At 45.8% G+C, this 23,432-nt stretch carries 26 protein-coding genes and 1 tRNA gene; 13 read left to right on the top strand and 14 right to left on the bottom strand.

What is annotated here, in order from left to right; all coding sequences use genetic code 11:
* Window positions 1-35: 35 nt before the first annotated feature.
* The 8 genes from F9L33_RS04795 to F9L33_RS04830 form a co-directional block, all read right to left on the bottom strand.
* Window positions 36-596, bottom strand: a complete 561-nt coding sequence (locus tag F9L33_RS04795; protein WP_152141585.1) for an HK97 family phage prohead protease — start codon at window positions 594-596, stop codon at window positions 36-38.
* Between the two features lie 11 nt (window positions 597-607).
* Window positions 608-847, bottom strand: a complete 240-nt coding sequence (locus F9L33_RS04800; protein ID WP_152141586.1) for a hypothetical protein — start codon at window positions 845-847, stop codon at window positions 608-610.
* Window positions 840-2,012, bottom strand: a complete 1,173-nt coding sequence (locus F9L33_RS04805) for a phage portal protein (RefSeq protein ID WP_152141587.1) — start codon at window positions 2,010-2,012, stop codon at window positions 840-842. The genes F9L33_RS04800 and F9L33_RS04805 overlap by 8 nt, the downstream gene beginning before the upstream one ends.
* A gap of 23 nt (window positions 2,013-2,035) precedes the next feature.
* Window positions 2,036-3,409, bottom strand: a complete 1,374-nt coding sequence (locus F9L33_RS04810) for a DNA-packaging protein (protein WP_152141588.1) — start codon at window positions 3,407-3,409, stop codon at window positions 2,036-2,038.
* Window positions 3,333-3,665 (bottom strand): hypothetical protein, encoded by a 333-nt coding sequence (locus F9L33_RS04815; RefSeq protein ID WP_152141589.1) that lies wholly within the window; start codon window positions 3,663-3,665, stop codon window positions 3,333-3,335. Before F9L33_RS04815 ends, F9L33_RS04810 begins: the two co-directional genes overlap by 77 nt.
* Before the next feature lie 203 nt (window positions 3,666-3,868).
* Entirely contained in the window at window positions 3,869-5,041 is a 1,173-nt protein-coding gene (gene mltG / locus F9L33_RS04820) for an endolytic transglycosylase MltG (protein WP_152141590.1), read from the bottom strand.
* A 4-nt stretch (window positions 5,042-5,045) separates the two neighbouring features.
* The gene (gene fabF, locus F9L33_RS04825; protein ID WP_152141591.1) at window positions 5,046-6,308 is read right to left on the bottom strand and encodes a beta-ketoacyl-ACP synthase II; all 1,263 of its coding nucleotides are present in this window, start codon (window positions 6,306-6,308) and stop codon (window positions 5,046-5,048) included.
* Window positions 6,309-6,458: 150 nt separating this feature from the next.
* Complete coding sequence (locus F9L33_RS04830; RefSeq protein ID WP_152141592.1) at window positions 6,459-6,692, bottom strand: acyl carrier protein; 234 nt, start codon at window positions 6,690-6,692, stop codon at window positions 6,459-6,461.
* Between the two features lie 291 nt (window positions 6,693-6,983).
* Between F9L33_RS04830 and F9L33_RS04835 the strand changes: the two genes are divergently transcribed.
* The 4 genes from F9L33_RS04835 (at window position 6,984) to F9L33_RS04850 (ending at window position 10,387) form a co-directional block, all read left to right on the top strand.
* Entirely contained in the window at window positions 6,984-8,420 is a 1,437-nt protein-coding gene (locus F9L33_RS04835; protein ID WP_152141593.1) for an NAD-dependent succinate-semialdehyde dehydrogenase, read from the top strand.
* Window positions 8,421-8,439: 19 nt separating this feature from the next.
* The gene (locus F9L33_RS04840) at window positions 8,440-8,625 is read left to right on the top strand and encodes a hypothetical protein (protein WP_152141594.1); all 186 of its coding nucleotides are present in this window, start codon (window positions 8,440-8,442) and stop codon (window positions 8,623-8,625) included.
* A 68-nt stretch (window positions 8,626-8,693) separates the two neighbouring features.
* Window positions 8,694-9,962: an ankyrin repeat domain-containing protein gene (locus tag F9L33_RS04845; protein WP_152141595.1), complete on the top strand. Its 1,269-nt coding sequence runs from the start codon at window positions 8,694-8,696 to the stop codon at window positions 9,960-9,962.
* A gap of 23 nt (window positions 9,963-9,985) precedes the next feature.
* On the top strand, window positions 9,986-10,387 hold the full coding sequence (locus tag F9L33_RS04850; protein ID WP_152141596.1) for a hypothetical protein: 402 nt from the start codon (window positions 9,986-9,988) through the stop codon (window positions 10,385-10,387).
* 73 nt (window positions 10,388-10,460) lie between these two features.
* On the opposite strand, the gene F9L33_RS04855 is transcribed toward F9L33_RS04850, so the two are convergent.
* From F9L33_RS04855 to fabD, 4 genes are all read right to left on the bottom strand, one after another.
* Window positions 10,461-10,637, bottom strand: coding sequence for a hypothetical protein (locus F9L33_RS04855; protein ID WP_226803938.1), 177 nt, complete (start codon window positions 10,635-10,637; stop codon window positions 10,461-10,463).
* Between the two features lie 161 nt (window positions 10,638-10,798).
* The gene (locus tag F9L33_RS04860) at window positions 10,799-12,418 is read right to left on the bottom strand and encodes a hypothetical protein (protein WP_152141598.1); all 1,620 of its coding nucleotides are present in this window, start codon (window positions 12,416-12,418) and stop codon (window positions 10,799-10,801) included.
* Window positions 12,419-12,687: 269 nt separating this feature from the next.
* A complete protein-coding gene (gene fabG, locus F9L33_RS04865) occupies window positions 12,688-13,425 on the bottom strand; it encodes a 3-oxoacyl-[acyl-carrier-protein] reductase (RefSeq protein WP_152141599.1) in 738 nt (245 codons plus the stop codon).
* Window positions 13,426-13,438: 13 nt separating this feature from the next.
* Entirely contained in the window at window positions 13,439-14,377 is a 939-nt protein-coding gene (gene fabD, locus F9L33_RS04870) for an ACP S-malonyltransferase (protein WP_152141600.1), read from the bottom strand.
* A gap of 190 nt (window positions 14,378-14,567) precedes the next feature.
* On the opposite strand from fabD, the gene rpsF reads away from it, so the two are divergent.
* The 8 genes from rpsF to F9L33_RS04910 all read left to right on the top strand — a co-directional run bounded on the left by rpsF (window position 14,568) and on the right by F9L33_RS04910 (window position 21,338).
* Window positions 14,568-14,921, top strand: a complete 354-nt coding sequence (gene rpsF, locus F9L33_RS04875; protein ID WP_152141601.1) for a 30S ribosomal protein S6 — start codon at window positions 14,568-14,570, stop codon at window positions 14,919-14,921.
* 16 nt (window positions 14,922-14,937) lie between these two features.
* Window positions 14,938-15,165, top strand: coding sequence for a 30S ribosomal protein S18 (gene rpsR, locus F9L33_RS04880; RefSeq protein ID WP_152141602.1), 228 nt, complete (start codon window positions 14,938-14,940; stop codon window positions 15,163-15,165).
* A gap of 11 nt (window positions 15,166-15,176) precedes the next feature.
* Entirely contained in the window at window positions 15,177-15,809 is a 633-nt protein-coding gene (rplI, locus tag F9L33_RS04885; protein ID WP_152141603.1) for a 50S ribosomal protein L9, read from the top strand.
* Between the two features lie 152 nt (window positions 15,810-15,961).
* Window positions 15,962-16,507 carry a hypothetical protein gene (locus tag F9L33_RS04890; RefSeq protein WP_152141604.1) on the top strand — a complete coding sequence of 182 codons (546 nt, stop codon included), beginning with the start codon at window positions 15,962-15,964 and terminating at the stop codon, window positions 16,505-16,507.
* Window positions 16,508-16,624: 117 nt separating this feature from the next.
* On the top strand, window positions 16,625-17,017 hold the full coding sequence (locus F9L33_RS04895) for a DUF2237 family protein (protein WP_226803940.1): 393 nt from the start codon (window positions 16,625-16,627) through the stop codon (window positions 17,015-17,017).
* An 18-nt stretch (window positions 17,018-17,035) separates the two neighbouring features.
* Entirely contained in the window at window positions 17,036-17,830 is a 795-nt protein-coding gene (locus F9L33_RS04900; protein WP_152141605.1) for an alpha/beta fold hydrolase, read from the top strand.
* Window positions 17,831-18,097: 267 nt separating this feature from the next.
* Window positions 18,098-19,474, top strand: coding sequence for an aspartate aminotransferase family protein (locus tag F9L33_RS04905; protein ID WP_152141606.1), 1,377 nt, complete (start codon window positions 18,098-18,100; stop codon window positions 19,472-19,474).
* A gap of 817 nt (window positions 19,475-20,291) precedes the next feature.
* Window positions 20,292-21,338: an ATP-binding protein gene (locus tag F9L33_RS04910; protein ID WP_152141607.1), complete on the top strand. Its 1,047-nt coding sequence runs from the start codon at window positions 20,292-20,294 to the stop codon at window positions 21,336-21,338.
* A gap of 76 nt (window positions 21,339-21,414) precedes the next feature.
* Here the strand turns inward: F9L33_RS04910 and F9L33_RS04915 are convergent.
* Together F9L33_RS04915 and F9L33_RS04920 are read right to left on the bottom strand one after the other, a co-directional pair.
* Window positions 21,415-21,499: transfer RNA gene (locus tag F9L33_RS04915), tRNA-Leu, on the bottom strand.
* A gap of 87 nt (window positions 21,500-21,586) precedes the next feature.
* Complete coding sequence (locus tag F9L33_RS04920) at window positions 21,587-22,435, bottom strand: neutral zinc metallopeptidase (RefSeq protein ID WP_152141608.1); 849 nt, start codon at window positions 22,433-22,435, stop codon at window positions 21,587-21,589.
* 280 nt (window positions 22,436-22,715) lie between these two features.
* Here F9L33_RS04920 and F9L33_RS04925 point away from each other — a divergent pair, with 280 nt between their 5' ends.
* A complete protein-coding gene (locus tag F9L33_RS04925; RefSeq protein ID WP_152141609.1) occupies window positions 22,716-23,399 on the top strand; it encodes a YqiJ family protein in 684 nt (227 codons plus the stop codon).
* Window positions 23,400-23,432: the final 33 nt, after the last annotated feature.

Genomic DNA, 23,432 nt, shown 5'->3' on the forward strand with positions numbered 1-23,432 from the left:
CAATCCTATTTAGATGAAGGTTAACTGCCCGCGTTTCAGGTCAGCATATCATGGCGCGCTGCGTTCAATGCCGCCGCCAACTCGTTTGCAAGTGCATCATCATCCGTTTCCACATCTGATGTCACTCGCGCTTGGGGAAGCATTGGAAATGTTACCAATGATACCTCCCAAAGTTCCAATTTGTGCAATAATCTTCCGATTTTAGGGGATTTTTCCGAAAATAATGTTCGATATCCAATTGACAAACCATCAATCGCACCCGCTTTAATCAGCGCCAAAGCCTCTGATCCGCCTTGAATATCAGGCAATAACCGCCCCTTCACGAACAGCCCATTGGCATCCTCATGAATATCATCCCAAACTCCAATCGGTTTTGTCGGATCATGTTGCCACAACATTTTAACAGATCGCCCCTGATCACTCAAAGACTGTAAACAATCCTTATAAGCCCCCATCTGCACCACATCTCCCGATTGATCCGCAGCCCCAAAAACAGAAGCATACCCCGAGATCTCACACTCATTCTTCAAACAAGATGCCGCATCAAATCGGGCAAACTTTGTTTCTAATCCAAAATCTTTATTTCCATAAAACATATAAATATCCGTTAGTTATTCGCCACTTCTAAGATGTTTAAAACACCTCGAACCAAAACAAAGCTGACCACGCCGAACACAGCCAACCAAAGCCGTTTTTCCAATCGTTCCAACGTGGTTTCAATTTGCCCCAATCGTCGTTCCAACCCGATCCAGCGTTCTTCGATCACCTTTTCATGGGTCTCAAGACGCGCCGCCGCTGCATCAAAGGGTTCGTATAAGAACCGCGACCCCGCCCCGCGTTTACTCATGCGCCACCGCAGGCAACCCCAGCATAACGCGCTTTTCTGTATCCGACAGGAACGTCGCCCCAGACACCCTATTCCACTGCGCTTCACGTTCATGTGCTAATGCAGGAACACCGTCCAAATCCGCCGCCAACTTCAAATCCGCCCCAAAATGCCCAGATAACCACGCCGATAGTGCATCCGCCACCTTACCCACTAAGGGCAACACAGTCAGACGGTAAAAAGCACGGTTCGCCTCTTGATAATTCGAATAGGTGTTATCGCCTGGCAATCCCAACAACATCGGCGGCACCCCAAAGGCCAACGCCACCTCTCGCGCCGCACTGTCCTTCGTCTTCTGAAACTCCATATCAGACGGCGAAAACCCCATAGGCTTCCAATCCAAACCACCTTCCAACAACATCGGGCGCCCCGCATTACGTGCACCTTGATGGTTGCTCTCAATCTCATCCACCAAACGGTTGTATTGATCAGAACCAAGTGTTCCTTGTCCATCTAAGCCCTTGTAAACAATAGCCCCCGACGGACGTGCAGCATTATCCAACAACGCTTTTGACCACCGGCTCGCCGCATTATGCACATCCAGTGCGGAAGCCGCCGCCTGCATCGGTGACAACCCATAATGGTCATCCTGAGGATGAAACGCCTTCACATGGCAAATCGGCGCTACATCCGCACCCATATCAAACCGATGCTTCTTGGCACCGACGCTGTATTCATAAGCAACAGGCCAGCCATCCCCACCAGGGATCACGCGCATACGGTCAGACCGCAGTACATATAACTCCTCAGGTCCACCATCCAAACTGCTACCTGCTGCCTCAAAATACCCATCCCCCGACAGTAACATTTGCCCATAAAAGCTTTCTAACAAATCTGCACGCCCCTGCGCCCCATTGGGCCGCGCTAACAAAGCCAACAAAGGATGCTGATCATACCGACGTTCACTGTCTGACAAAACCCAAGGTACCGCCGCAGCCGCCTCAGCAATCATCTTCACACAGCGAAACCCCACAGGATTCCCCGTAAAACCAGTGCGCGTCAACGATGCTACATCACGCGCACTCCACGCAGGGCGCCCCGCCCCGTGAAAAGCAATCACAGGTGCCGCACCCGATGCCTTAGTTTCAGACACAGGGGATTTCCCCCGCAAAAATTGCAGAACCATAAAGTTGCTCCTAATCAAATAGATTAATAAAGTGTCCGCACCTGCGGACGTTGAAATGTCTGTGCTGGGTCAATCATCAAGTCTGTGATTGCCCAAACCAATGCATCCACACGGTCAGGACTACCCTTACCGCTAAACCCTGCAAGGCTCATCTGACACATCTGATCCTCAAGCTCTCGCAAACCACCCAAATGGTATATGCGTCCCTGCTCGTATAAAGCCGCAACAGGTTCAGCCCGTGCAGACTTACCGCGCGATGCTCGAACCCCTTTGTAAGGCAACAAAGCAGACTGTTGCCGCAGAACAGCTTCTACCATCTCCCCACCTTGATTTACCTCAGCCACAACACGATCCGCCCCAAACTCTTGTGCTGCAACAGCAACCGCTGCTGCCCAAGCATTGGGGCTTGCCGCACTCACCGTCAAATCCGCCAGCACATAAACCCGCCAATCCTGTGGTGGTCCTTGCGCCACAACACCTGCTACAACAATCCCACAATCATCTGCCTTTTCACCGCTCGTAGTAGGCGGGTCCACCGAGATAACCACACGGTCCAGTTTAGGCGCCATCTCAACACGGGTGCCATCCAGATCAGACAGCCGCCAAAGCGCACCATCAACATCTTCCAACAATTCCCCATCCAGTTCCTGACGCCCCAAACGCGTTCCACCGTAATCAGCAGTCACCTTTTCCAAAAACGATTGTGCCAAATTCACCGCATTCGCAGACGTCGGTGCAGACGTCGAAACCACACCAACACCCGCCAAAATCTCACGCAACACCGCCACATTCTTTGGCGTTGTCGTCACCACTTGGCGCGGATCATCCCCCAACCGCAAAGCAAACTGCAACATATCCCACGCCGCACGTCCCTTTTTCCATTTCGCAAGCTCGTCAACCCAAGCCGCATCAAATTGCGGCCCTCGCAAACTTTCAGGGTCACTGGCGGAATAACAACTCGCCACAGCCCCATTCGGCCAAACCAAACGGCGACGCGTCGCTTCCCATTTCGGACGACGGTCAGGTGGAGAACAGGCCAATATACCACTTTCACCAAACACCATGACATCCCGCACCTGATCATAGGTTTCCCCAATCAACGCCACATGACGACACACGCCTTCATCCATAGGTCGCGCACCTTCAACCTGCGAGCGCACCCATTCAGCCCCAGCACGGGTCTTTCCCGCCCCACGACCACCTAAAACCACCCAAGTGTTCCAATCGGCGCAAGGTGGCATTTGATGCGGCAACGCCCAGAACTCAAACATCCACGGCAGAGCCTTTAGAGCATTCGCACTTAGTCCAGACAGAAAATCTTCAACCTCCCGCTCGCTCACGCAGGCGAGTAACTCGCCCAAGGATTTCCTGTTTTGCTTCGGCGAGATCAAGGGCATCTCCGTTGATGACACCAGTAATGGCTTCGCATTGTTTTGCAAATTCGGCCTCTTGTTCATGTAAATAGGTTAAAGCCGCCTCATATTGGCGACAGGTGACTTTGGGATCTTTTCCCAAAGCTTTTGGCGATACATCGCCACTTTCTAGTATTTCAATTTCCCGCTCTAAATTCTTAGAAAATCGGGCAAAGTTCTCTCGTGCCCGCTGCACACGATCCGCAGCAGCTTGCAACCCCTCAGGGAAAGTATCAGTCATGTAGTATGGCGTCCTCTCGGGTTATCCCCGTCGAGTAGAAATGCAAAAGCAGCAACGTTACCGTTACTGCTTACCCACCTCTTCCAGCTTGTCACAAGGTGTACACGGGACCGTTCGCAAAGTCAAGATTTTGCACCTAAGGGTCAGCGAACGCAGCGAAAAGACTTCGTTAATAAAAACCACAAAGCATTGTAATTACTTACTTAATTTTCCTGCTGTTGTTTCCGGCGTTTCTCAGCTTCGATTTTGCGCCACTTCGCAACATTCACATTATGCTGGCGTAAAGTCTCTGCAAACGCATGTCCACCGCTGCCATCTGCCACAAAAAACAGGTTTTTTGTTGGCGCAGGATTAAGGGCCGCTTCAATCGCAGCCTTACCAGGGTTTGCAATCGGGCCTGGTGGCAATGCAGGGATGATATAGGTGTTATACTCAGTCTTCTTTGACAATTCACTACGACGTAATCCACGCCCCAATGTACCTTGACCTTTTGTTATACCGTAAATCACTGTCGGGTCCGTTTGCAGCTTCATACCCTTATTCAAACGGTTCACAAACACACCAGACACTTCTTCACGTTCCGAAGAAACACCCGTTTCTTTTTCAATAATAGATGCCAAAGTTAAAGCCTCCATCGGCGATTTCAAAGGCAATCCCTTGGCGCGACCTTCCCAAGCATCTGCTAAGATTTTCGTTTGCGCACTCATCAACTGTTCCAACACCTCAGAGCGTAACGCCCCACGGCGTACCTCATATGTGTTTGGCGCTAATGTTCCCTCAGCAGGCACAGCAGGCGCTTCACCATCAAGGAAATCCGCGGCCTTCAAAGCCTCAACAAACTGCCAGCTTGTTGCCCCTTCCGCCATAGACACCTGATATGAAATCGGTGTCTTTGCTTCAATCAACTTCACGTATGCCTCTGGCATCTCTTCACCAACCGTAAATGCTGTAATCACAGACGGTGTTGCATCACTCGATGTACGTTCACGCAAAATCAATTCCGCAGGCCCAGCAACTTTTACATTATATCTTGCAACATAACGGAAATTACTACGTCCCCCCTTGGTCACTATATCCAAAATATCAGACATAGATGCTCCCGCAGGGATTTCATAATTCCCAAATTTCAACTGGTTACTTTTTTCCAAATAGTCAGAAGCGACACGCATAATAGTTCCATGACTGACTGCGCCTTTTTCTTCTAAATCTATGGAAACATTTCGCATATTTCCACCGCGTGGTACTTCTATAAAAATAGCCTCTGCCAAAGGGCCAGGTTTGTAAAACTCAGTTTTGGCCCAATAAACCAATCCTGCCAAGGCAATCATGCCAATGATAAGTAGGTTAAAGAAGTTTGCCGCGAAATGTTTATTCATAAGATCAGCCGTCTACCTTACCCATAACAAGCGATGCGTTCGTTCCGCCAAAACCAAAGGAGTTTGACAAAACATAATCGATTTTACGCGAAACAGCTTTATTCGGTGCCAAATCCAAATCTGTTTCCACATCTGGATCATCCAAATTCAATGTCGGCGGTGCCAATTGATCGCGAATTGCCAAGATACAGAAAATCGCTTCAACAGCACCAGCAGCACCTAATAGGTGACCTATAGAAGACTTTGTAGATGACATTGTCGCCGTTTTCGCAGCATCACCCAACAAACGTGTCACAGCTCCCAATTCAATCGTATCAGCCATCGTAGATGTGCCATGCGCGTTGATATAATCAATATCAGACGGCTCAATACCAGCACGTTTAATCGCAGCGGTCATAGAGCGGAAACCGCCGTCACCATCTGATGCAGGGGCCGTGATATGGTGTGCATCACCAGACAGACCATATCCAAGAATTTCAGCATAAATCTTAGCACCACGTGCTTTGGCATGCTCGTATTCTTCCAATACAACCACACCAGCACCTTCCCCCATCACAAACCCATCGCGGTTCGCATCATAGGGGCGCGATGCTGACTTAGGATCATCTCCACGCGATGTAGACAAAGCTTTACAGGCGTTAAAGCCAGCAATACCAATCTCACAAATCGGACTTTCGGTACCACCTGCAATCATCACATCCGCATCATCTAACATGATCAAACGTGCCGCATCACCAATCGCGTGCGCTCCCGTAGAACATGCAGTCACAACAGCATGGTTAGGGCCTTTAAACCCATGACGAATAGACACCTGACCAGATACGAGGTTGATCAAAGCTCCTGGAATAAAGAATGGCGATACGCGACGTGGTCCACGTTCTTTCAACGTCACAGCTGTTTCCGCGATAGAACGCAAACCACCAATACCAGAACCAATCATCACACCTGTGCGAAGCTTGCTTTCTTCATCCTCAGGCGTCCAACCCGCATCAGCAACAGCTTGATCTGCAGCGGCCATACCATAAAGGATAAAATCATCGACTTTACGACGTTCTTTTGGCTCCATCCAATCATCTGGGTTAAATGTACCGTCAGAACCATCACCAAAAGGAATCTCACATGCGTAATTCGTTGCTAAATGATCAGCATCCCAACGTGAAATCGTACCCGCAGCGGACTCACCCGCCGTCAAACGTTTCCACGTTTCATCAACACCACAAGCCAGCGGTGAGACCATTCCTAATCCAGTGACAACAACACGACGCATATTTTCCCCAGTGCTTCTTATATAATTCAAACCTAACTACCCTGCCAGAAAGCCATGAGCAAGCAATCAACAGCATATAGGCGCAGAATCGCACAAAAAAACGCGCCCCAAATTGGAGCGCGTTAAAAAGACTTAAAAGTCTTTAAATTATTAGCCAGCTTCAGTGATGAATTTCACTGCATCGCCGAATGACTGAATAGTTTCAGCTGCGTCGTCTGGGATTTCGATACCAAATTCTTCTTCGAAAGCCATAACCAGCTCAACTGTGTCTAGGCTGTCAGCGCCCAGATCGTCGATGAAAGATGCACCTTCAGTTACTTTTGCTTCGTCAACACTTAGGTGTTCTACAACGATTTTCTTTACACGATCTGCGATGTCGCTCATGATTCAGTCCTCATATTGCGGGGAAATCCCCTTGGTTTTTAGTTCATACCAGATTTTGATACCAACAACAGCCTTATTTTTAAAGGCCAAAAGCCAAAAGCGTTTCCGCCCTTAGCAAATCTCCGCCGCGCTATACCATAAAGTTTCACAATGGCAAACGTTTTCCGACGTTACGTCAAGAATACCCGCTATGCATTCATGGCGGGTTCCATTGAAAACCTGTCGTGCTTTTTCATTGTGTTCCACGCAAACTCCGTTAATCCTTTTGCTAACACTCTGGGAGACGTGACAATGGCATACGAAAAACTTGAACTCTTTATTGATGGGAAATGGTCCCAAGGCACCTCTGGTAAAAGCCAAGACGTGATCAATCCAGCCACAGAAGAAGTTCTGGGAACCTTACCACATGCATCGACTGCTGATCTGGATGCCGCTTTGACTGCCGCAGACAAAGGTTTTAAAATCTGGCGCAACACAACACCTATTGCGCGCCAAATCATTTTGGACAAAGCCGCTGACTTGATGGAAGAACGAAAACCATCCATTGCAAAAAACATCAGCCGCGAAATGGGTAAACCTGTTGGCGAAGCCTCTTTAGAGATGGATTTCGTCATCGGATGTCTGCGTTGGGACGCAGAGCAAGGCAAACGCGCCTATGGTCGCCTGATCCCTGCCCGCATTCCAGGCCAACGCCAAATGATGATAAAAGAGCCTGTTGGCCCAGTGGCAGCTTTCGTTGCATGGAACTTCCCAGCCTCTAATGTGATGCGTAAATTGGGCAACGCTTTGGGCGCAGGTTGTTCTATCATCATGAAAGCTGATGAGGAAACACCATCATCCGCCATCGCAATGGCACGGTGTTTCCAAGATGCCGGCCTGCCAGACGGCGTATTAAACCTTGTTTTCGGCGTTCCTTCTGAAATTTCCAGCTATTTACTAGACAGCCCAATCATCAAAAAGCTCAGCTTCACAGGTTCAACCCCTGTTGGCATGTTGCTTCAAGCCCAAGCGGCCAAACGCATGATCCGTTGCACAATGGAACTGGGCGGACATGCCCCTGTAATGATTTTCAACGATGCAGATATCGCAGCAGCCGCACAAATGTGCTCTGCCACAAAGTTCCGCAACGCAGGCCAAGTGTGCATCAGCCCAACACGCTTCTATGTCCAAGAAGGCGTCTATGATGAATTCGCGGAACGCATGGCACAACACGCCAAAGACATTGTGGTTGCTGAAGGCATTACAGAAGGTGCGCAAATGGGCCCACTCATCGGCGAGCGTCGCTTGGGCGTGATGCAAGACTTGGTAGATGATGCAGTATCGCATGGTGCAGAATTACTTGCAGGCGGTGAACGTCTTGGAAACAAAGGGTTCTTCTATAAACCAACCGTTCTAAAAGGCGTTCCTGAAGAGGCAAAAATCATGAACGAAGAACCGTTCGGCCCAGTCGCCCCTGTCGCATCGTTCAAAGACTTCGACGAAGTGATCGAGCGCGCCAATAAATTGGAATACGGCTTGGCGTCCTATGCCTTCACAACGGATGGCGCCAAAGCCAATGCCATTGGTGATCAAATCAATGCAGGCATGTTTGGCGTCAATCACTTTGGCATCGCCACACCAGAAACACCGTTTGGCGGTGTAAACCACTCTGGCTACGGCACCGAAGGCGGCGAAGAAGGCATTACAGCATACCAACGTGTGAAATTCATCTCTGAGATTGGGGTTTAAAGCCTAACGGCAATGCAACATGCAAACTATCATCAGCATTATAGCAATTGTATTTGGGGTTATTTCACTTGGATTATCCTGCGTATGGGTTTTTCTGGTGCTAGGCCCCTTTGAAAAAGCCTTTGGAATTTACAAAACGACTTATATGTTTTTCAGCATCTTTTTTGCAGCAATTGCTGCTATCATCATTAAACTCATCACTTAAATTGTAGAAAATCAAAAAAGCATTCTTAAATATAGTCATATAAATTCAAAACTAATTGGAAACTCTAAATGAAACGAAAAGTAATAGCTACTTTTATGGCAGTTTGCATGGCCATCATTGCGACTGTTTTCTTATATCTATTATCCATAAGGCCTCCTGAAAGTTGCATGAATTGGGGGAATGAAGATTTCCATGAAGATGCATCAGAGAAAACCTTAATCGACTGCCTTAATGCGGGTGCCAATCCAAATATAAAAGGGGATTATGGTACTCCCGCATTATCGCTGGCGATTTCCTACACAAAAAACCTCGAGCTGATCCAGCTGTTTCTGGATAAAGGCGCAAATCCAAACCGAGGGGATGTATTTGATAGAACAGCATTACACTGGGCGATGTTCAGCAACAGTGCCCCAGCTATTGTAGATGTACTTATTGATGCTGGAGCCGATGTTAATGCAAAGGACGAAGATGGCATAACACCCTTGGCGCAATTGATGCAAAATGAGCCAGAAGTTGGTGTAAACGTCACATTAATCGAGCGTCTCGTAGATGCAGGGGCAAACATCAACTTTAGAAACGACAACGGCGAAACACTATTACACATCGCAGTAGAGCATTACGCAAGTGCGACAACTCTAAAGGCCCTCATCGCACATAACATAGATTTCGGTATTGGATTGACTGCATTAGATGTTTTGCTCTGCAAAGAACCAAATGTTGAAAAGGTACGTATATTTCTAGAAGCTGAACCAAACCTCACAGCTCCCGATCCTTGGGGTAGAACACCGTTGTCCAAAGCAATCTGGTGCCGTGCACCGATAGCGGTTCTTAAAACATTAATCGAAGCAGGTGCACCCGTGAATTCCAAAGATGAAAATGGCAACACACCATTCCACAATTTTTGGCTATATGATGGTTTTGGTCCACGTGCCCCCAAAGCAATTGCAATGATGATAGACGCAGGCGCAGATGTGAATGCACAAAACGCAGATGCTGACACTGCGCTCATGTTAGAAGTCATCCTCGAGGACAGTAACCCAAAGATAATCAAGATACTCTTGAGTGCAGGTGCAGATGTCACAATTGCAAATGAATACCAACAAACTGCATTGCATTGGTTGGCTCGTTATTCCGATGAACCATCACTCATACAGCACGTTATTGACGTTGGCGCTGATATCAATGCCCGTGATGAAAACGGTCAAACACCCCTTCACTGGGCTGCAGAAGATAACAGACATACAGTCGTTGATATGTTGTTAAAAATGGGAGCAGATGCATCGATAAAAGACAACAATGGTCAAGCCCCGAACGAACTCATAATTGACACACAATAATATGGCCTTAAAAAACAAGTAAAATGCTTAAAAATATTAACGTCTTTATCCTCATAGCCGCCACACACCTATTTACAACAGATGCACAGGCAGAAACGATCCAGTGTAACTTTAAAAAAGAATGTGGTTACCGCAGCAAATGCAGCAACATAGACTATAATTTAAATTTTGTTGAGCATGATGAAGGCGATAAATATGGTCTGGTTGATCTCGATACAGCATCCATTGAAGGCCACACAAAATTTGCATTCCGAAAAAGCAACACAGGTACACTATTAGGAGTTGATACCAACTCTAACTTCGAACCAGTCAGATATTATCTACTTAGCTTTGGGCGCAAAGCAGCCACGATGAGCATTCAGGGCGTTGACAATGATGGCATAGGTTGGTCACAGAATTATCATGGAACCTGTATTATCAAGTGACATTATTATGTACGTTTCCAATAATTAAGCCCTATAAGCGTCTATGTAGAAATACATTAAATCCTTTTATACTCTAACGCGCATTTTGGTAAATATACTTAACTTTCTGATAGATCACACCGACGCGGTGAACGGCGAATAGAAAGAACATCAATAACACCATCGCAGAACTTCCCTGCAATGGTGTTATCTCTGCATAGCGTTCTTGCGCAACACCTTGATAAAGCACCCAAATTGATATGGTTAGCATTATCCAGTCAAAGCAAAGCTCCGCCCTCTGACGCATCGCTGCAAAAAACCTATTCATACACGCCACTCCATACTACTCGTTATGGAAACAGACTACGAAGTGGGGGTTTGGGAAAGGTAAATTGAGGGAGATTATATCTAGACAATTTTATTTAAAACCAATCAATTACAATACTTCGCGGAATATACTTCCTCATAGTTTTTTTTGAGTACAGCAATTGTTTTGCTATCCAAGATGCCCGTTTCTTCAATGCTTTGCGAGTGTTGGAAGTTCTTGATTACGGCTTCTTTATCAGGCTCATGCTCGACTATTTGTCGTTTATAATACCCTGCATACCCACGCTGGCTTAGATAAAAATAAATCAGCTCCGGATCATCCCATTTTAAATTCATGCCGATAGGAAAATGCCATGATTGATTATAGGCAGAAATTTGAACGAAATCCCCAGGAATTGCGTCGTTAAACACATATGTAATACAGCCAAAATTATTTGTAGTACCTTGGTCAACAAGTCGGTTTTTATAAATCAGCGTATAAGGTTCATTTTGGTACGGGCTATGTTCAATAATCTCTGGTCTCATTGAAGGGGCAAAAGCTCTGAACGCAATTTCTCTCGGTCCAGTGTAATCTTCACGCTCAGCAACCTTCTTCTGATAATATTCCGTCAAGAAATGAGGAAACTCATCCATATACTCTTGCAAAGGCTCTTGATTATTTTTTTGAATATCCAGCAAGTCTATGTAAGTAAACAAGACAGGTTGGTGTATATCAAACTTCCACTTTTCCTCTGGATCAATGACAGTCTTATTAATCTCGATCAATCTTTTACGTAAAATATTAACATAGACGGAAAGGTCTGGATCATCTCGCAACAAAACGATGGATTGATTGGCATAGAACAGTGTATTGAACAGGCGATTTCTCTTAAAGATATCAGCATGTTCAAGGATACCCACTACCAAATTCACTCGATGTTGTCTGCTTTCGACAGATCGCGTTAATTGGATCATCTCTAGGATGTCTTCATGTTCAATATCAGACAAAGCCACCCGTAATTGCGCTGCATTTAAAAAGCCCAGTTCAAGCATACGCTCATAAGAAAAATCATCATGGTTGCTATATCGCAAACAAAACTCTGCTGGATCATCATATCCAATGTCACTCAACCGTTCAAAAAGCCATATAAACTCTCCTTCGGTAAGAGGTTGATAATGTTCAGCTAAAGTTTTTGACGGGCCGCACGAAAGGTTGGGATTGTCTTTAACAGTAGCCATATATCTCTTGCGGTACTCTGGATACTTCATTCCAAGTGCCATCAATAAAGCCATATTGTTCTGTGTAATGCTCCTGTCTACACTGTCAGAAATGCCAATTTTTTCCTTAGCTTTTTCAATCACCTGCTCAACTTTAGAAGGCGTTTGTAATTCTTTCCAAGCTTGCTCGTATTCTTTGTCTAATTCTCGCAAATGATACGCATACAAGTCACGTTGGCTACGCTCTATAGAGCTTGATACGCCTCTGCCCACTTCAAATATAAGCGGCACAATCATTGTAAGACATAATATGATCAACCTTTGCTTAGGCTTACGATATACACCAACAGCAACGATTATCCCCGCCACAAGGACACCAATAAGTGCTGGAATAATTATGACAACAACGACCGCACCAGCGGGGCCACCGCCCCCTTCGAAAAGGTCAAAAAATAGTAAAAGATACCCACAGGACGTGAAAATGACACAAAAGATTACGTAAATTATGGTTTTTATGTTTGGATGCATTGTGGTTATTTAAAAGACCTAAATACGAATATAAGTAATAATTTTAGTATGTTAGAGATTAGTATACATAAAAAAGCAATCCCTTCGAAGTCACCATTGTGTGATTTTCGAACGAGACAGTACAATTAAAACCGTAATCGAATATTTGGTTGTAACAGTGCTTTAATCGACACAATAAATTAAGGGCAATTCCTTTCGAAATTGCCCTCTTGTTGTTATATAGACTGCTATTCGCAGTCTTATTGCAGTTTTCCGTTGGAAAATTGCAATTAAATCATAGCCATGCCGCCGTTTACATGGATCGTTTGGCCTGTGATATAGCTGGCTTCATCTGATGCAAGGTATGATACAGCTGATGCAATCTCTTCTGGTGTCCCCATACGGCCCGCAGGAATGTTGCCTGTCATTTTCTCTTTCACCGCATCTGGCAGCTCTGCTGTCATAGCCGTTTCGATAAACCCAGGGGCCACGCAGTTGGCTGTAATGCCGCGTGTTGCTATTTCTTGGGCATATGACTTGGTCATGCCGATCATACCAGCCTTGGACGCGGCATAATTCACCTGCCCTGCATTGCCCGTCACACCCACAATAGATGTGATGTTGATGATGCGACCAAAGCGTTGCTTCATCATCGGGCGCATCACAGATTTCATCAGGCGCATAGTGCTTGATAAGTTCACATCAATCACTTGCTGCCATTCTTCGTCAGACATACGCATAAAGATGTTGTCGCGTGTGATACCTGCGTTATTCACCAAGATATCCAAACCGCCCATCGCTTCAGACGCTTGTCCAGCCAAAGCCAAAACAGCTTCGTTATCGCTTAGGTTACACGGCACAACATGTGCGCGTTCACCCAATTCAGCAGCCAATGCATTCAGCGGATCGACCCGTGTGCCAGACAAAGCAACCGTTGCGCCTTGGGCATAAAGACCTTTTGCAATCGCGCCACCAATACCGCCAGAGGCGCCTGTTACGAGTGCTTTTTTACCTGTTAGATCAAACATATATTTGCTTCCTTTAAGCTAAGTCCGCAGCCACAGCTGCAACATTATCTGCGTTATTAACGGCCGTACAGGCAATCTCGCGTTCAATACGGCGGATCATCCCTGACAGGGCTTTACCCGCGCCGATTTCATAAATTTCGGTCACACCTTGCGCTGCCATATACCCAACACTTTCACGCCAGCGTACAGATCCCGTGACCTGCTGAACCAAAAGATCCGCAATCGCACTGCCATCGTCATTAGATGCAGCCAATACGTTTGCCACAACAGGCACCGCTGGATCAGAAATTGTCACCTCTGACAAAGCTTCCGCCATACGGTCAGCGGCGGGTTGCATCAAGGCGCAATGGAATGGTGCAGATACAGGCAATAACATTGCACGTTTGGCGCCCTTCTGTTTTGCAATCTCACAAGCGCGCTCAACAGCTGCCTTATGACCAGATACAACAACTTGGGTCGGATCATTATCATTTGCAGCCTGACACACTTCACCTTGGGCAGCTTCATCTGCAACCGCTTGGGCTGTTGCAAAGTCCAAACCAAGTAAAGCCGCCATAGCGCCAATACCTACAGGAACCGCTTCTTGCATCGCTTTACCGCGAATGCGCAACAAACGTGCTGTATCCGCCAAGGAAAGAGACCCAGCTGCACAAAGCGCTGAATATTCACCAAGGGAGTGACCAGCGACAAAGGACGCCTTATTAATGCCAACACCTTCGGCTTTCAACGCTTCCATCGCAGCAATCGATGTCGCCATCAATGCAGGTTGCGCGTTTTCGGTCAAAGTGAGTTCAGCAATATCGCCGTCCCAGATCAAGCTTGATAAGCTTTCACCCAAAGCCTCATCTACGGCTTCGAAAACTGCTTTGGCTGCTGGATAGCTGTCTGCCAACTCTTTGCCCATACCGATGGTTTGGGCGCCTTGGCCTGGAAATACGAATGCTCTTGTCATGGATCCCTCAAAATTTTCTTGTCATATTGGTCTATAACGCACAGAAAGCAGCGTCTACCCCTTGCTTTCTTTGCTTATAGGAGTAAAAGCCCCAAATCTTCCGTAATTTATTGAAACGCGGTTGCCTCTCGTATTTGGGTGCGGAAGATTTAGCCCAGATTTTGAAGCACGCTTGAAAATGGTGAATATAATGGCGCTCTACGAGCATACATTTATCTCGCGTCAGGACTTGTCCAACGCGCAAGCTGAAGGTCTTATTGAACACTTCGGCGCTGTTCTGTCAGACAACGGTGGTAACGTTGTGGATTCAGAATACTGGGGTCTAAAAACAATGGCCTATAAAATTAACAAAAACCGTAAGGGTCACTACGCATTCCTTAAATCAGACGCACCAGCACCAGCTGTTGCTGAGATGGAACGCCTTATGCGTCTACACGACGATGTAATGCGTGTAATGACAATCCGTGTTGCTGAGCATGAAGAAGGCCCATCTGTGGTTGTTCAAGCGAAATCAGCAAAAGAAGAAAAACGTAGAAACCGTTAAGAGAAGGACTTAAACCATGGCAAACAAACCATTTTTCCGTCGTCGCAAGTCCTGCCCATTCTCTGGTGAGAATGCTCCGGCTATCGATTATAAAGACGTGAAACTATTACAACGCTACGTATCTGAGCGCGGCAAAATCGTTCCATCACGTATCACTGCAGTATCTGCAAAGAAACAACGCGAGCTTGCAAAAGCAATCAAACGCGCACGTTTCCTAGCATTGCTGCCATACGCAGTTAAGTAAGGAGAAATTCAATGGATGTTATCCTACTAGAACGCGTCGCAAAGCTTGGTCAAATGGGCGATGTTGTGACAGTGAAACAAGGTTTCGCACGCAACTTCCTATTGCCACAAGGCAAAGCACTTCGCGCAACTGAAGGCAACAAAACACGTTTTGAGGCTCAGAAAGCTCAACTAGAAGCGCAGAACCTTGAGACCAAAAAAGAAGCAGACGCAGTTGCTGAAAAATTAGACGGTCAACAATTCATCGTGATTCGTTCAGCATCAGACGCTGGTGCGCTTTACGGCTCAGTCACAACACGTGACGCAGCTGATGTTGCCACAGAAGCCGGTTTCACGATCACGAAAAAGCAAGTTGCTTTGGACACACCGATCAAAGAACTTGGCGTGCACGAGATGACTGTGAACCTTCACCCAGAAGTATCTTGTACAATTCAAGTGAACGTTGCCCGTTCGCAAGAAGAAGCAGAACTTCAAGCATCTGGTAAATCAATTCAAGAATTGGCGGCTGAAGCAGAAGCAGAAGCAGAATTCGAAATTTCTGAATTGTTTGACGATATGGGCGCCGCAGCAGCTGAAGAGTTTGGCGACGAAGCTCCAGCAGAAGAAGCTGTTGAAGAAGCATCAGAAGAAGAAACAAAAGCATAAGCTTTCAACCATTCTAAAGAATTTAAGGCCTGCCATTTTGGCAGGCCTTTTTTATGATTTCTTCACATAGACGTGAGTTTTCAGAAATAATTAGAATAAAATCCGTATTCGGTTGTTTACTCTACATACGACAACCAACTCGGAGCACCCTAATGACACTAACAACATCTTTCACTGCTGCAGCCGTGGCTTTGACACTTGCAACATCAGCTTTTGCTGCGGGTTCAGACAGCAGCGAGCCCCCAAAACCAACAGAAACCACTCAGAAATGTAAGAAAAACAAAATCTGGGATGCAAACAAAGGTCGTTGCGTTAAAATCAAAGAAAGCAAGCTTGATGATGATGGTATTTATAAAAATGCACGCGAGTTGGCTTACGCAGGTCGTTATTATAATGCGTTAAACTTGCTGGACCGTGCTGAAAACCAGCAAGATCCACGTATCTTGAATTACAAAGGTTTCACAAACCGTAAACTTGGCTACACGAAGCGAGCAACAGAGTTTTACGAGCAAGCTTTGACAATTGATCCGAAATACATCCTTGCGCGTTCGTATTTTGGTCAGGCAAAAATGCAATCTGGTGATGTTGCAGGTGCAAAAGAGCAATTGGCACTGATTAAGACAATCGGCGGCACAGATAACTGGGCCTATGAAAGTTTGTCACGTGCTATCCAAGGTGACACTGCGTTGAATTATTAATTCAACATTCCTATCTCCTGTCACGAAAACCTGCTCAACCCCGAAATTGAGCAGGTTTTTTCACATTTTTAGATTAATGTTTGTTATGATCGTCACAAAACTCACGAAAGATGTGTCATGGCAGAATATAAGATAGAGATAGATGAGAGTATTAACGTCGTTGGCGAACCGCTTAAGCCCTGCTCTATTGATCCCATCACTGGCTTTTACCGCGATGGATGCTGCAATACAGGCCCTGATGACAAAGGTAAGCATACAGTTTGTGTAGAAATGACCGAAGAATTCCTAGAATTTTCCAGAATGCGCGGAAATGATTTATCTACACCGCGCCCAGAATTCGGCTTTGCGGGTTTAAATCCTGGTGATCGCTGGTGTTTATGCGCTGATCGTTGGGCAGAAGCGGATGCTTTTGATAAAGCGCCACATGTGGTTTTGCAAAGCACGCATATCAATACGCTTGAAACCATTCCATTTGCCATTTTGCGCGCAAAAGCTTTAGATGTGAATTAATCTAAATCTGGAGCTGACATGCCTCGTATAACTGTAAATGGCGTAGACTTATTTTATACGGACACTGGAACTGGTGATGAAACAATCCTGTTTTCACACGGGCTGTTAATGTCTGGGGAAATGTTTGCGCGTCAGATCGAATATTTTTCAAAAAACTACAGGTGCATTGCATATGATCACCGTGGCCAAGCCAACAGTGAAGTCACGGCTGATGGCTATGATATGGATACTCTTGCAGATGATGCCGCCGCGCTGATTACAGCATTAGATATTGGCCCCTGTCACTTTGTGGGCCTGTCCATGGGCGGATTTGTTGGAATGCGTTTGGGGATACATAAACCTGACATGCTAAAATCCCTTACGCTTTTGGATACCAGCGCAGATGCAGAGCCTGCAGAAAATGCAAAAAGCTATAGAACATTGAATTTTGTCGCGCGTTGGTTTGGTCTGAAAATTGTCACCTCAAAAGTTATGCCGATCCTATTTGGAAATACCTTTATGACAGATCCCAACCGTAAGTCAGAACGTGATTTTTGGCGTCAGCATATCGCAAGCCATGACCGCAAAGGGATCACACGTGCCGTTTCAGGTGTTATTGAGCGTACTGCTGTCTATGATAAATTAGGCGGCATTACAGTTCCTACACTTGTGGCAGTCGGTACAGAAGATGTTGCAACGGTACCTGCCAAAGGACAGCGCATTGCAGATGCTATTCCAAACGCCAAGTTCCAAATGATAGAACAGGCAGGTCATTCCGCAACAATTGAACAAGCAGATGCGGTAAATCACGCCATTGAAGCCCACTTGAAATAAGAGCTTCAAAAGCGACACTTTCAATGAAAAAGTGTCGCTTTTAGCTTTTGATAATCCGAAGCTTAAATATCTCCAAATTGTATCAGCCTACTATAGTTGAAAACACGGCAAATTTTCGTGAAAAAACAGGGTAAAGTTTCATGTTTCCCGAAACTGTACTTTGAATCCCCGAAACTCTGAAAAACACCCCTGACAGACTCAGTTTTCCCTGACATTGTCATCTGATTATCATGCTTATGATTATCTTTATTTTTATGGAGGTTCCTTATGGACTATCTTGCCACTAACGATATTCAAGATATCGTTGACAACGACCGCGAACATGTTTGGCATCACCTAAGCCAGCATAAACCATACGAAACCAATGACCCACGTATCATCGTTGAAGGCAAAGGTATGCGTGTATGGGACCAAAAAGGCAAAGAGCATCTTGATGCTGTGTCTGGTGGTGTTTGGACAGTAAACATTGGCTATGGCCGCGAACGTGTTGCAGATGCTGTGCGTGACCAATTGGTTAAAATGAACTACTTCGCACAAACTAACGGTTCGATCCCTGCTGCCATCTTTGCTGACATGTTGATCGACAAAATGCCAGGCATGAGCCGCGTTTATTATTCAAACTCAGGTTCAGAAGCGAATGAAAAAGTTTTCAAAATCGTTCGCCAAATCAGCCACGCAAAACACGATGGCAAGAAGCATAAGATTTTGTACCGTCACCGCGATTACCACGGCACAACAATCACAACATTGTCTGCGACAGGCCAAGAACAGCGTAAAGCACAATACGGCCCTTACACACCAGGTTTCGTAGAAGTTCCACACTGCTTAGAGTACCACGACCAATACGGCGAAGAAGATTACGGTGCAGCATGTGTACGTGCGACAGAAGAAGTGATCTTGCGCGAAGGCCCTGAAACAATCGGTTTGATGTGCCTAGAGCCAATCACAGCGGGTGGCGGTGTTATCGTTCCACCAGCAGGATATTGGGAAGGCATTCAAGCACTTTGTAAAAAGTACGACATTCTATTGCACATCGACGAAGTTGTATGTGGTATTGGCCGTACAGGGACATGGTTTGGATACCAACACTTCGACATTCAACCTGACTTTGTGACAATGGCTAAAGGCGTTGCGTCTGGTTACGCAGCGATCTCTTGTACTGTGACAACTGAAAAAGTCTTCGACATGTTCAAAGAAGACGCATCTGATCCAATGAGCTACTTCCGTGATGTTTCTACATTCGGCGGCTGTACAGCAGGTCCAGCGGCTGCGATCGAAAATATGCAGATCATCGAAGAAGAAGGTCTTTTGGAAAACTGCCAAAAAATGGGTGAATACTGTTTGGGTCGTTTGGAAGAACTAAAAGCCAAGCACGAAGTGATCGGCGACGTTCGCGGCAAAGGTTTGTTCCTTGGCGCAGAACTTGTTGCAAACCGCGAGACAAAAGAACCAGTAGAAGAAAAATTGGTTCAAGCAGTTGTAGGCGATTGTATGGCGAACGGTGTAATCATCGGTTCAACAAACCGCTCACTGCCTGGCTACAACAACACATTGTGCCTGTCTCCTGCATTGATCGCTACGAAAGCTGACATCGATGCAATCGTTGATGCAATCGACGCTGCATTGGGTCGTGTGTTTGGTTAATCATTGATTCACGTGAGGGGCGGATTTTTCGTTGCATATTCGCAACAAGCCGCCCTTCACACCCTGTCTAAAGGCAAATAAGGCACCAAATAAGGCCAATTTAGACGCAAATAAGGCAAAAAATTTTGCCACTATATGTGCCTCACCTTACCCTCAGAGCTACAAGATACTGCCGTACAACACTGTTTTTATGGATAATTTCCATACTCGAAACAGAGTGTTTTTTAATTGCGTGCATTTTTTCCTTCTCAATTTCGCCACAATTGGTAAACCTGTTCTCAACAAACGAGCAAACGACACAACGTCGGAACTTAAACAGGCCTACAAGCCATAAATGAAAAGAAGACATCGCTTTAACGGCGTGAATGTAAAAAGGTAAATGATGGCACAAGACTGTCTGATGACACACAAATCTGATTTAGTACCCTCCAAGTATTCTCGGTCAGGTTTACAGTCACAAACACTCGCTGCAAGACATTGTACAATGTCGACCGCCCTCATCCAGACCTTAACATTATTCACGCTTGCATATGCAGCCCTAGCTACACTTTAGCTGCATTTGCCATCCCAAGCGCGGCGGTCATAACCGGGAGAGATGACCGCCGCTGCAATGGGTCTTATTTGCCAAACCGGCATACACTTATCACGCCTGTGATACCTGCTGGGTTTTTTCAAAACCCGCACTGCCGTTATTTAGCCTGCTCGCTAGATAACATAAACTTTCAGCCAGAGATGCTTTATGCTCTCTGGCTTTTTTCTTATTGAAAACACACGCGATATACGACAACACTTCGCCCAAGAACAAAGGGCTGCTGTCATGTTAAAGAAAAGTGTTCAAACCATTCTAAACGGCTTGTCTGTGGCTGTATTTGTAATTGATGCCAAACAAATCATTCGCTTTGGCAATATAGCTGCTCAAGAACGCTTTGGTATTGATGCAGTCGAAGACGATTTGCTCAGCGTAATTCCCGCCAAAGAATGCCAAAAAGCGGCAGAACGTGTTTTAAAAAATGATGAGACAACAGTTTCCCTAGAGCTAACATTACAAGACGTGGTTCCGACCACATTCCGCATGATCGTCACCCGGCTTGATGCAGAACTAACTGGTAAAAAAGCCCGTGCGATCATCAGCTTAGAGGACATTAGTCACATCCGTGAAGCCGAGCAAATGCGCATTGATTTCGTTGCAAACGTTAGTCATGAACTCCGTTCCCCACTGACATCTCTATCTGGGTTTATCGAAACCCTGCAAGGCGCTGCCAAAGACGACCCAATCGCACGTGAGCGCTTCCTAGATCTGATGCTAAATGATGCGCAACGCATGAGCCGCTTGATCGGTGACCTGCTGTCTTTGTCCAAACTACAAGCCAGCGAACGTGTGGCCCCACAAGAAACTGTTAATCTTGATACTATTCTTCGTCGTGTTGTGGCATCCCTAGAACCAATTTCAAATACTGAAGAAACGTCGATAGTCCTTTTCGTTTCAGATAACTTACCTATGGTTGTCGGCGATGCAGACGAATTAACACAAGTGTTCCAGAACTTGATCGAAAACGGCATCAAGTACAGTAAACGTGGTACAGAGGTCATTATCACAGCAGAGGCTGATCCAAGTCATGATAACCAACTTCGTATTTCTGTACGAGATCATGGTGAAGGTATTGATCCACAACACATCCCGCGTCTGACGGAGCGGTTCTACCGTATCGACAAAGGTCGCTCACGGGATATGGGCGGCACAGGCCTTGGGTTAGCGATTGTAAAACACATTCTGATCCGCCACCGCGCCTATTTACACATCGATAGTAATCTTGGTTTGGGCAGCATTTTTTCTGTATTTTTGCCAGTTGCTGAAACCGAGTAAGCCTAGTTTTAACAATCAGTATTTATATCTCTTAAAAGCAAAAACGCCCCACCAAAGTGGAGCGTTTTTTGTTACGTGGTACCCGAGGCCGGAATCGAACCGGCACGCCTTGCGGCATTGGATTTTGAATCCAACGCGTCTACCAATTCCGCCACTCGGGCAGATAACACGTGTGCGGCTCATTTACCCCCCTGTTACAGTATCGTCAATCACAATAAGGCCCTGAATTGCAAAAAATATCACAGTACTTAATTTAGCGCAGCAAACGTATCGCATTGACGGATATCATTTGTCTTATATCCGCGTATAAACCACTGTTGACGCTGTTCCGATGTACCATGTGTGTACGTGTGCGGCATTGGGCGTTGTCCAGCATTACGTTGCAATGTGTCATCACCAATTTGCTTGGCTGCATTTATAGCCTCACGTAAATCACCTTGGTCAACGGAACCAAATTTTTGCTCTACTCTGCGCGCCCATACACCCGAATAACAATCAGCTTGTAACTCAATCATCACAGACACACGGTTGCTGTCTTTTTTATTCATACGGCTGCGGGCGGCATTCGCTTTGCCCAAAGTACCTAACTCATTTTGTACGTGGTGTGCTACTTCGTGTGCCACAACATAAGCCGCAGCAAAATCGCCCTTTGCCCCCATACGCTTTGATAGCGTTGTGAAAAAATCTGTGTCTAAATATGCTTTTTTGTCACCAGGACAATAAAATGGACCGGTCGCTCCTGATGCATTTCCACATGGCGATTGCGTAACACCTTTGAAAAGTACCAGTGTCACAGGGCGATATGCACGGCCAACCTGTTCATGAAATATCTCTGCCCACACTTCTTCTGTATCAGCCAAAGTCACACTGACAAATTGCCCTTGTTCTTTATCCGCTTGGGTAATGGTTCCAGAATTACTCGATACAGAACCACCGCCACCGTTACCAACAAGTGAACTGACATCTACGCCAAAGACCATCCCGAGTAGCATAACAACGATGACGCCACCTATCCCCATGCCACCAGCTGCCTTGCCTTTGGACATGCGCCTACGATCTTCGATATTACGGCTTCCGCGACGACCACGCCATTTCATGTATTTACTCCCCTATTGAGCTGTTCGTGATATGATAACATCGCTGGGGTTGCGTGCAAGTAATTGTCCTATTCCAACGATATTGCATCACACTACAGACAACTCATAAAAAATATCATGTTGCCATAAAAACACCTTATTACATATAGTATTAACGGATAAAGAAAGTATGCTAAGGTGCTATGGAAAATAGATTATTTTAATAAAGAACTTAATTATCCAGAACTAAACATCTTTAAAATCATATTTTTGTACCTATCTAAAGTACAACGGAGACATAATGATAGATATTTTTTTACACCCTAATTCCTACCCATTTTCCATATCATTAGCGATTGTAACCGGCCTTTTTATCCTTGAAATTTTATCCCTTCTATTTGGTGGTAGTTTATTGGCCATGGGCAGTGATGGACCAGAGATTGATTTGGATGCTGATGCTGATTTTGATCTCAGCATAGAAACAGATACAGACATCCTTCCCGATGCTGATACTGATGTTGCACTTGCTCCTTCCAGCCTTTTGGGATGGTTGGGCATAAAACAAGTGCCCTTTATGATTTGGATGATCTCATTTTTAACGATATTCGGTATGTCAGGTATGATTTTGCAAAGCATTAGTTCTGTAGCTTTGTCTTTTCTTATTCCAAGCGGTATTGCCAGCCTTTTGGTTATGGTGCCAACACTTGCAACTGTTCGCACAATATCTGAAATCGTAGCGGCAATCATGCCAAAGACGGAAAGCTCTGCAATGTCGAAGCGTTTCTTGGGCGGTCATCACGGTGTTATCACCCAAGGTACAGCTAAGCGTGGGAAACCCGCAGAGGCAAAGATCAAAGATAGGCATGGTAATTTTCATTATCTGCGTGTCGAACCATTGGATGACGAAGAGGTTCTTCCAAAAGGGTGTGACATTCACATTATCCGGAAAAAGGACGGCATGTTTTTTGCCGTCGACATTTCTTAACAAAAAAAACGAACATATACTCAAAGAGGACAT

The sequence above is a fragment of the Amylibacter sp. SFDW26 genome, assembly GCF_009184395.1.
In the GTDB taxonomy this organism is placed as follows: Bacteria; Pseudomonadota; Alphaproteobacteria; order Rhodobacterales; family Rhodobacteraceae; genus Amylibacter.

Bases quoted from the DNA above. Each gene is read 5' to 3' on its own strand.
- F9L33_RS04835 (WP_152141593.1), top strand. From the start codon at position 6,984: ATGGCATACGAAAAACTTGAACTCTTTATTGATGGGAAATGGTCCCAA.
- fabG (WP_152141599.1), bottom strand. From the start codon at position 13,425: ATGTTTGATCTAACAGGTAAAAAAGCACTCGTAACAGGCGCCTCTGGC.
- F9L33_RS04810 (WP_152141588.1), bottom strand. From the start codon at position 3,409: ATGCCCTTGATCTCGCCGAAGCAAAACAGGAAATCCTTGGGCGAGTTA.
- mltG (WP_152141590.1), bottom strand. From the start codon at position 5,041: ATGAATAAACATTTCGCGGCAAACTTCTTTAACCTACTTATCATTGGC.
- F9L33_RS04900 (WP_152141605.1), top strand. From the start codon at position 17,036: ATGCCTCGTATAACTGTAAATGGCGTAGACTTATTTTATACGGACACT.
- fabD (WP_152141600.1), bottom strand. From the start codon at position 14,377: ATGACAAGAGCATTCGTATTTCCAGGCCAAGGCGCCCAAACCATCGGT.
- F9L33_RS04855 (WP_226803938.1), bottom strand. From the start codon at position 10,637: ATGCTAACCATATCAATTTGGGTGCTTTATCAAGGTGTTGCGCAAGAA.
- F9L33_RS04895 (WP_226803940.1), top strand. From the start codon at position 16,625: ATGGCAGAATATAAGATAGAGATAGATGAGAGTATTAACGTCGTTGGC.
- rplI (WP_152141603.1), top strand. From the start codon at position 15,177: ATGGATGTTATCCTACTAGAACGCGTCGCAAAGCTTGGTCAAATGGGC.
- F9L33_RS04860 (WP_152141598.1), bottom strand. From the start codon at position 12,418: ATGCATCCAAACATAAAAACCATAATTTACGTAATCTTTTGTGTCATT.
- F9L33_RS04815 (WP_152141589.1), bottom strand. From the start codon at position 3,665: ATGACTGATACTTTCCCTGAGGGGTTGCAAGCTGCTGCGGATCGTGTG.
- F9L33_RS04920 (WP_152141608.1), bottom strand. From the start codon at position 22,435: ATGAAATGGCGTGGTCGTCGCGGAAGCCGTAATATCGAAGATCGTAGG.
- F9L33_RS04840 (WP_152141594.1), top strand. From the start codon at position 8,440: ATGCAAACTATCATCAGCATTATAGCAATTGTATTTGGGGTTATTTCA.
- F9L33_RS04850 (WP_152141596.1), top strand. From the start codon at position 9,986: ATGCTTAAAAATATTAACGTCTTTATCCTCATAGCCGCCACACACCTA.
- fabF (WP_152141591.1), bottom strand. From the start codon at position 6,308: ATGCGTCGTGTTGTTGTCACTGGATTAGGAATGGTCTCACCGCTGGCT.
- F9L33_RS04830 (WP_152141592.1), bottom strand. From the start codon at position 6,692: ATGAGCGACATCGCAGATCGTGTAAAGAAAATCGTTGTAGAACACCTA.
- F9L33_RS04795 (WP_152141585.1), bottom strand. From the start codon at position 596: ATGTTTTATGGAAATAAAGATTTTGGATTAGAAACAAAGTTTGCCCGA.
- F9L33_RS04800 (WP_152141586.1), bottom strand. From the start codon at position 847: ATGAGTAAACGCGGGGCGGGGTCGCGGTTCTTATACGAACCCTTTGAT.
- F9L33_RS04890 (WP_152141604.1), top strand. From the start codon at position 15,962: ATGACACTAACAACATCTTTCACTGCTGCAGCCGTGGCTTTGACACTT.
- F9L33_RS04805 (WP_152141587.1), bottom strand. From the start codon at position 2,012: ATGGTTCTGCAATTTTTGCGGGGGAAATCCCCTGTGTCTGAAACTAAG.
- F9L33_RS04905 (WP_152141606.1), top strand. From the start codon at position 18,098: ATGGACTATCTTGCCACTAACGATATTCAAGATATCGTTGACAACGAC.
- F9L33_RS04925 (WP_152141609.1), top strand. From the start codon at position 22,716: ATGATAGATATTTTTTTACACCCTAATTCCTACCCATTTTCCATATCA.
- rpsR (WP_152141602.1), top strand. From the start codon at position 14,938: ATGGCAAACAAACCATTTTTCCGTCGTCGCAAGTCCTGCCCATTCTCT.
- rpsF (WP_152141601.1), top strand. From the start codon at position 14,568: ATGGCGCTCTACGAGCATACATTTATCTCGCGTCAGGACTTGTCCAAC.
- F9L33_RS04910 (WP_152141607.1), top strand. From the start codon at position 20,292: ATGTTAAAGAAAAGTGTTCAAACCATTCTAAACGGCTTGTCTGTGGCT.
- F9L33_RS04845 (WP_152141595.1), top strand. From the start codon at position 8,694: ATGAAACGAAAAGTAATAGCTACTTTTATGGCAGTTTGCATGGCCATC.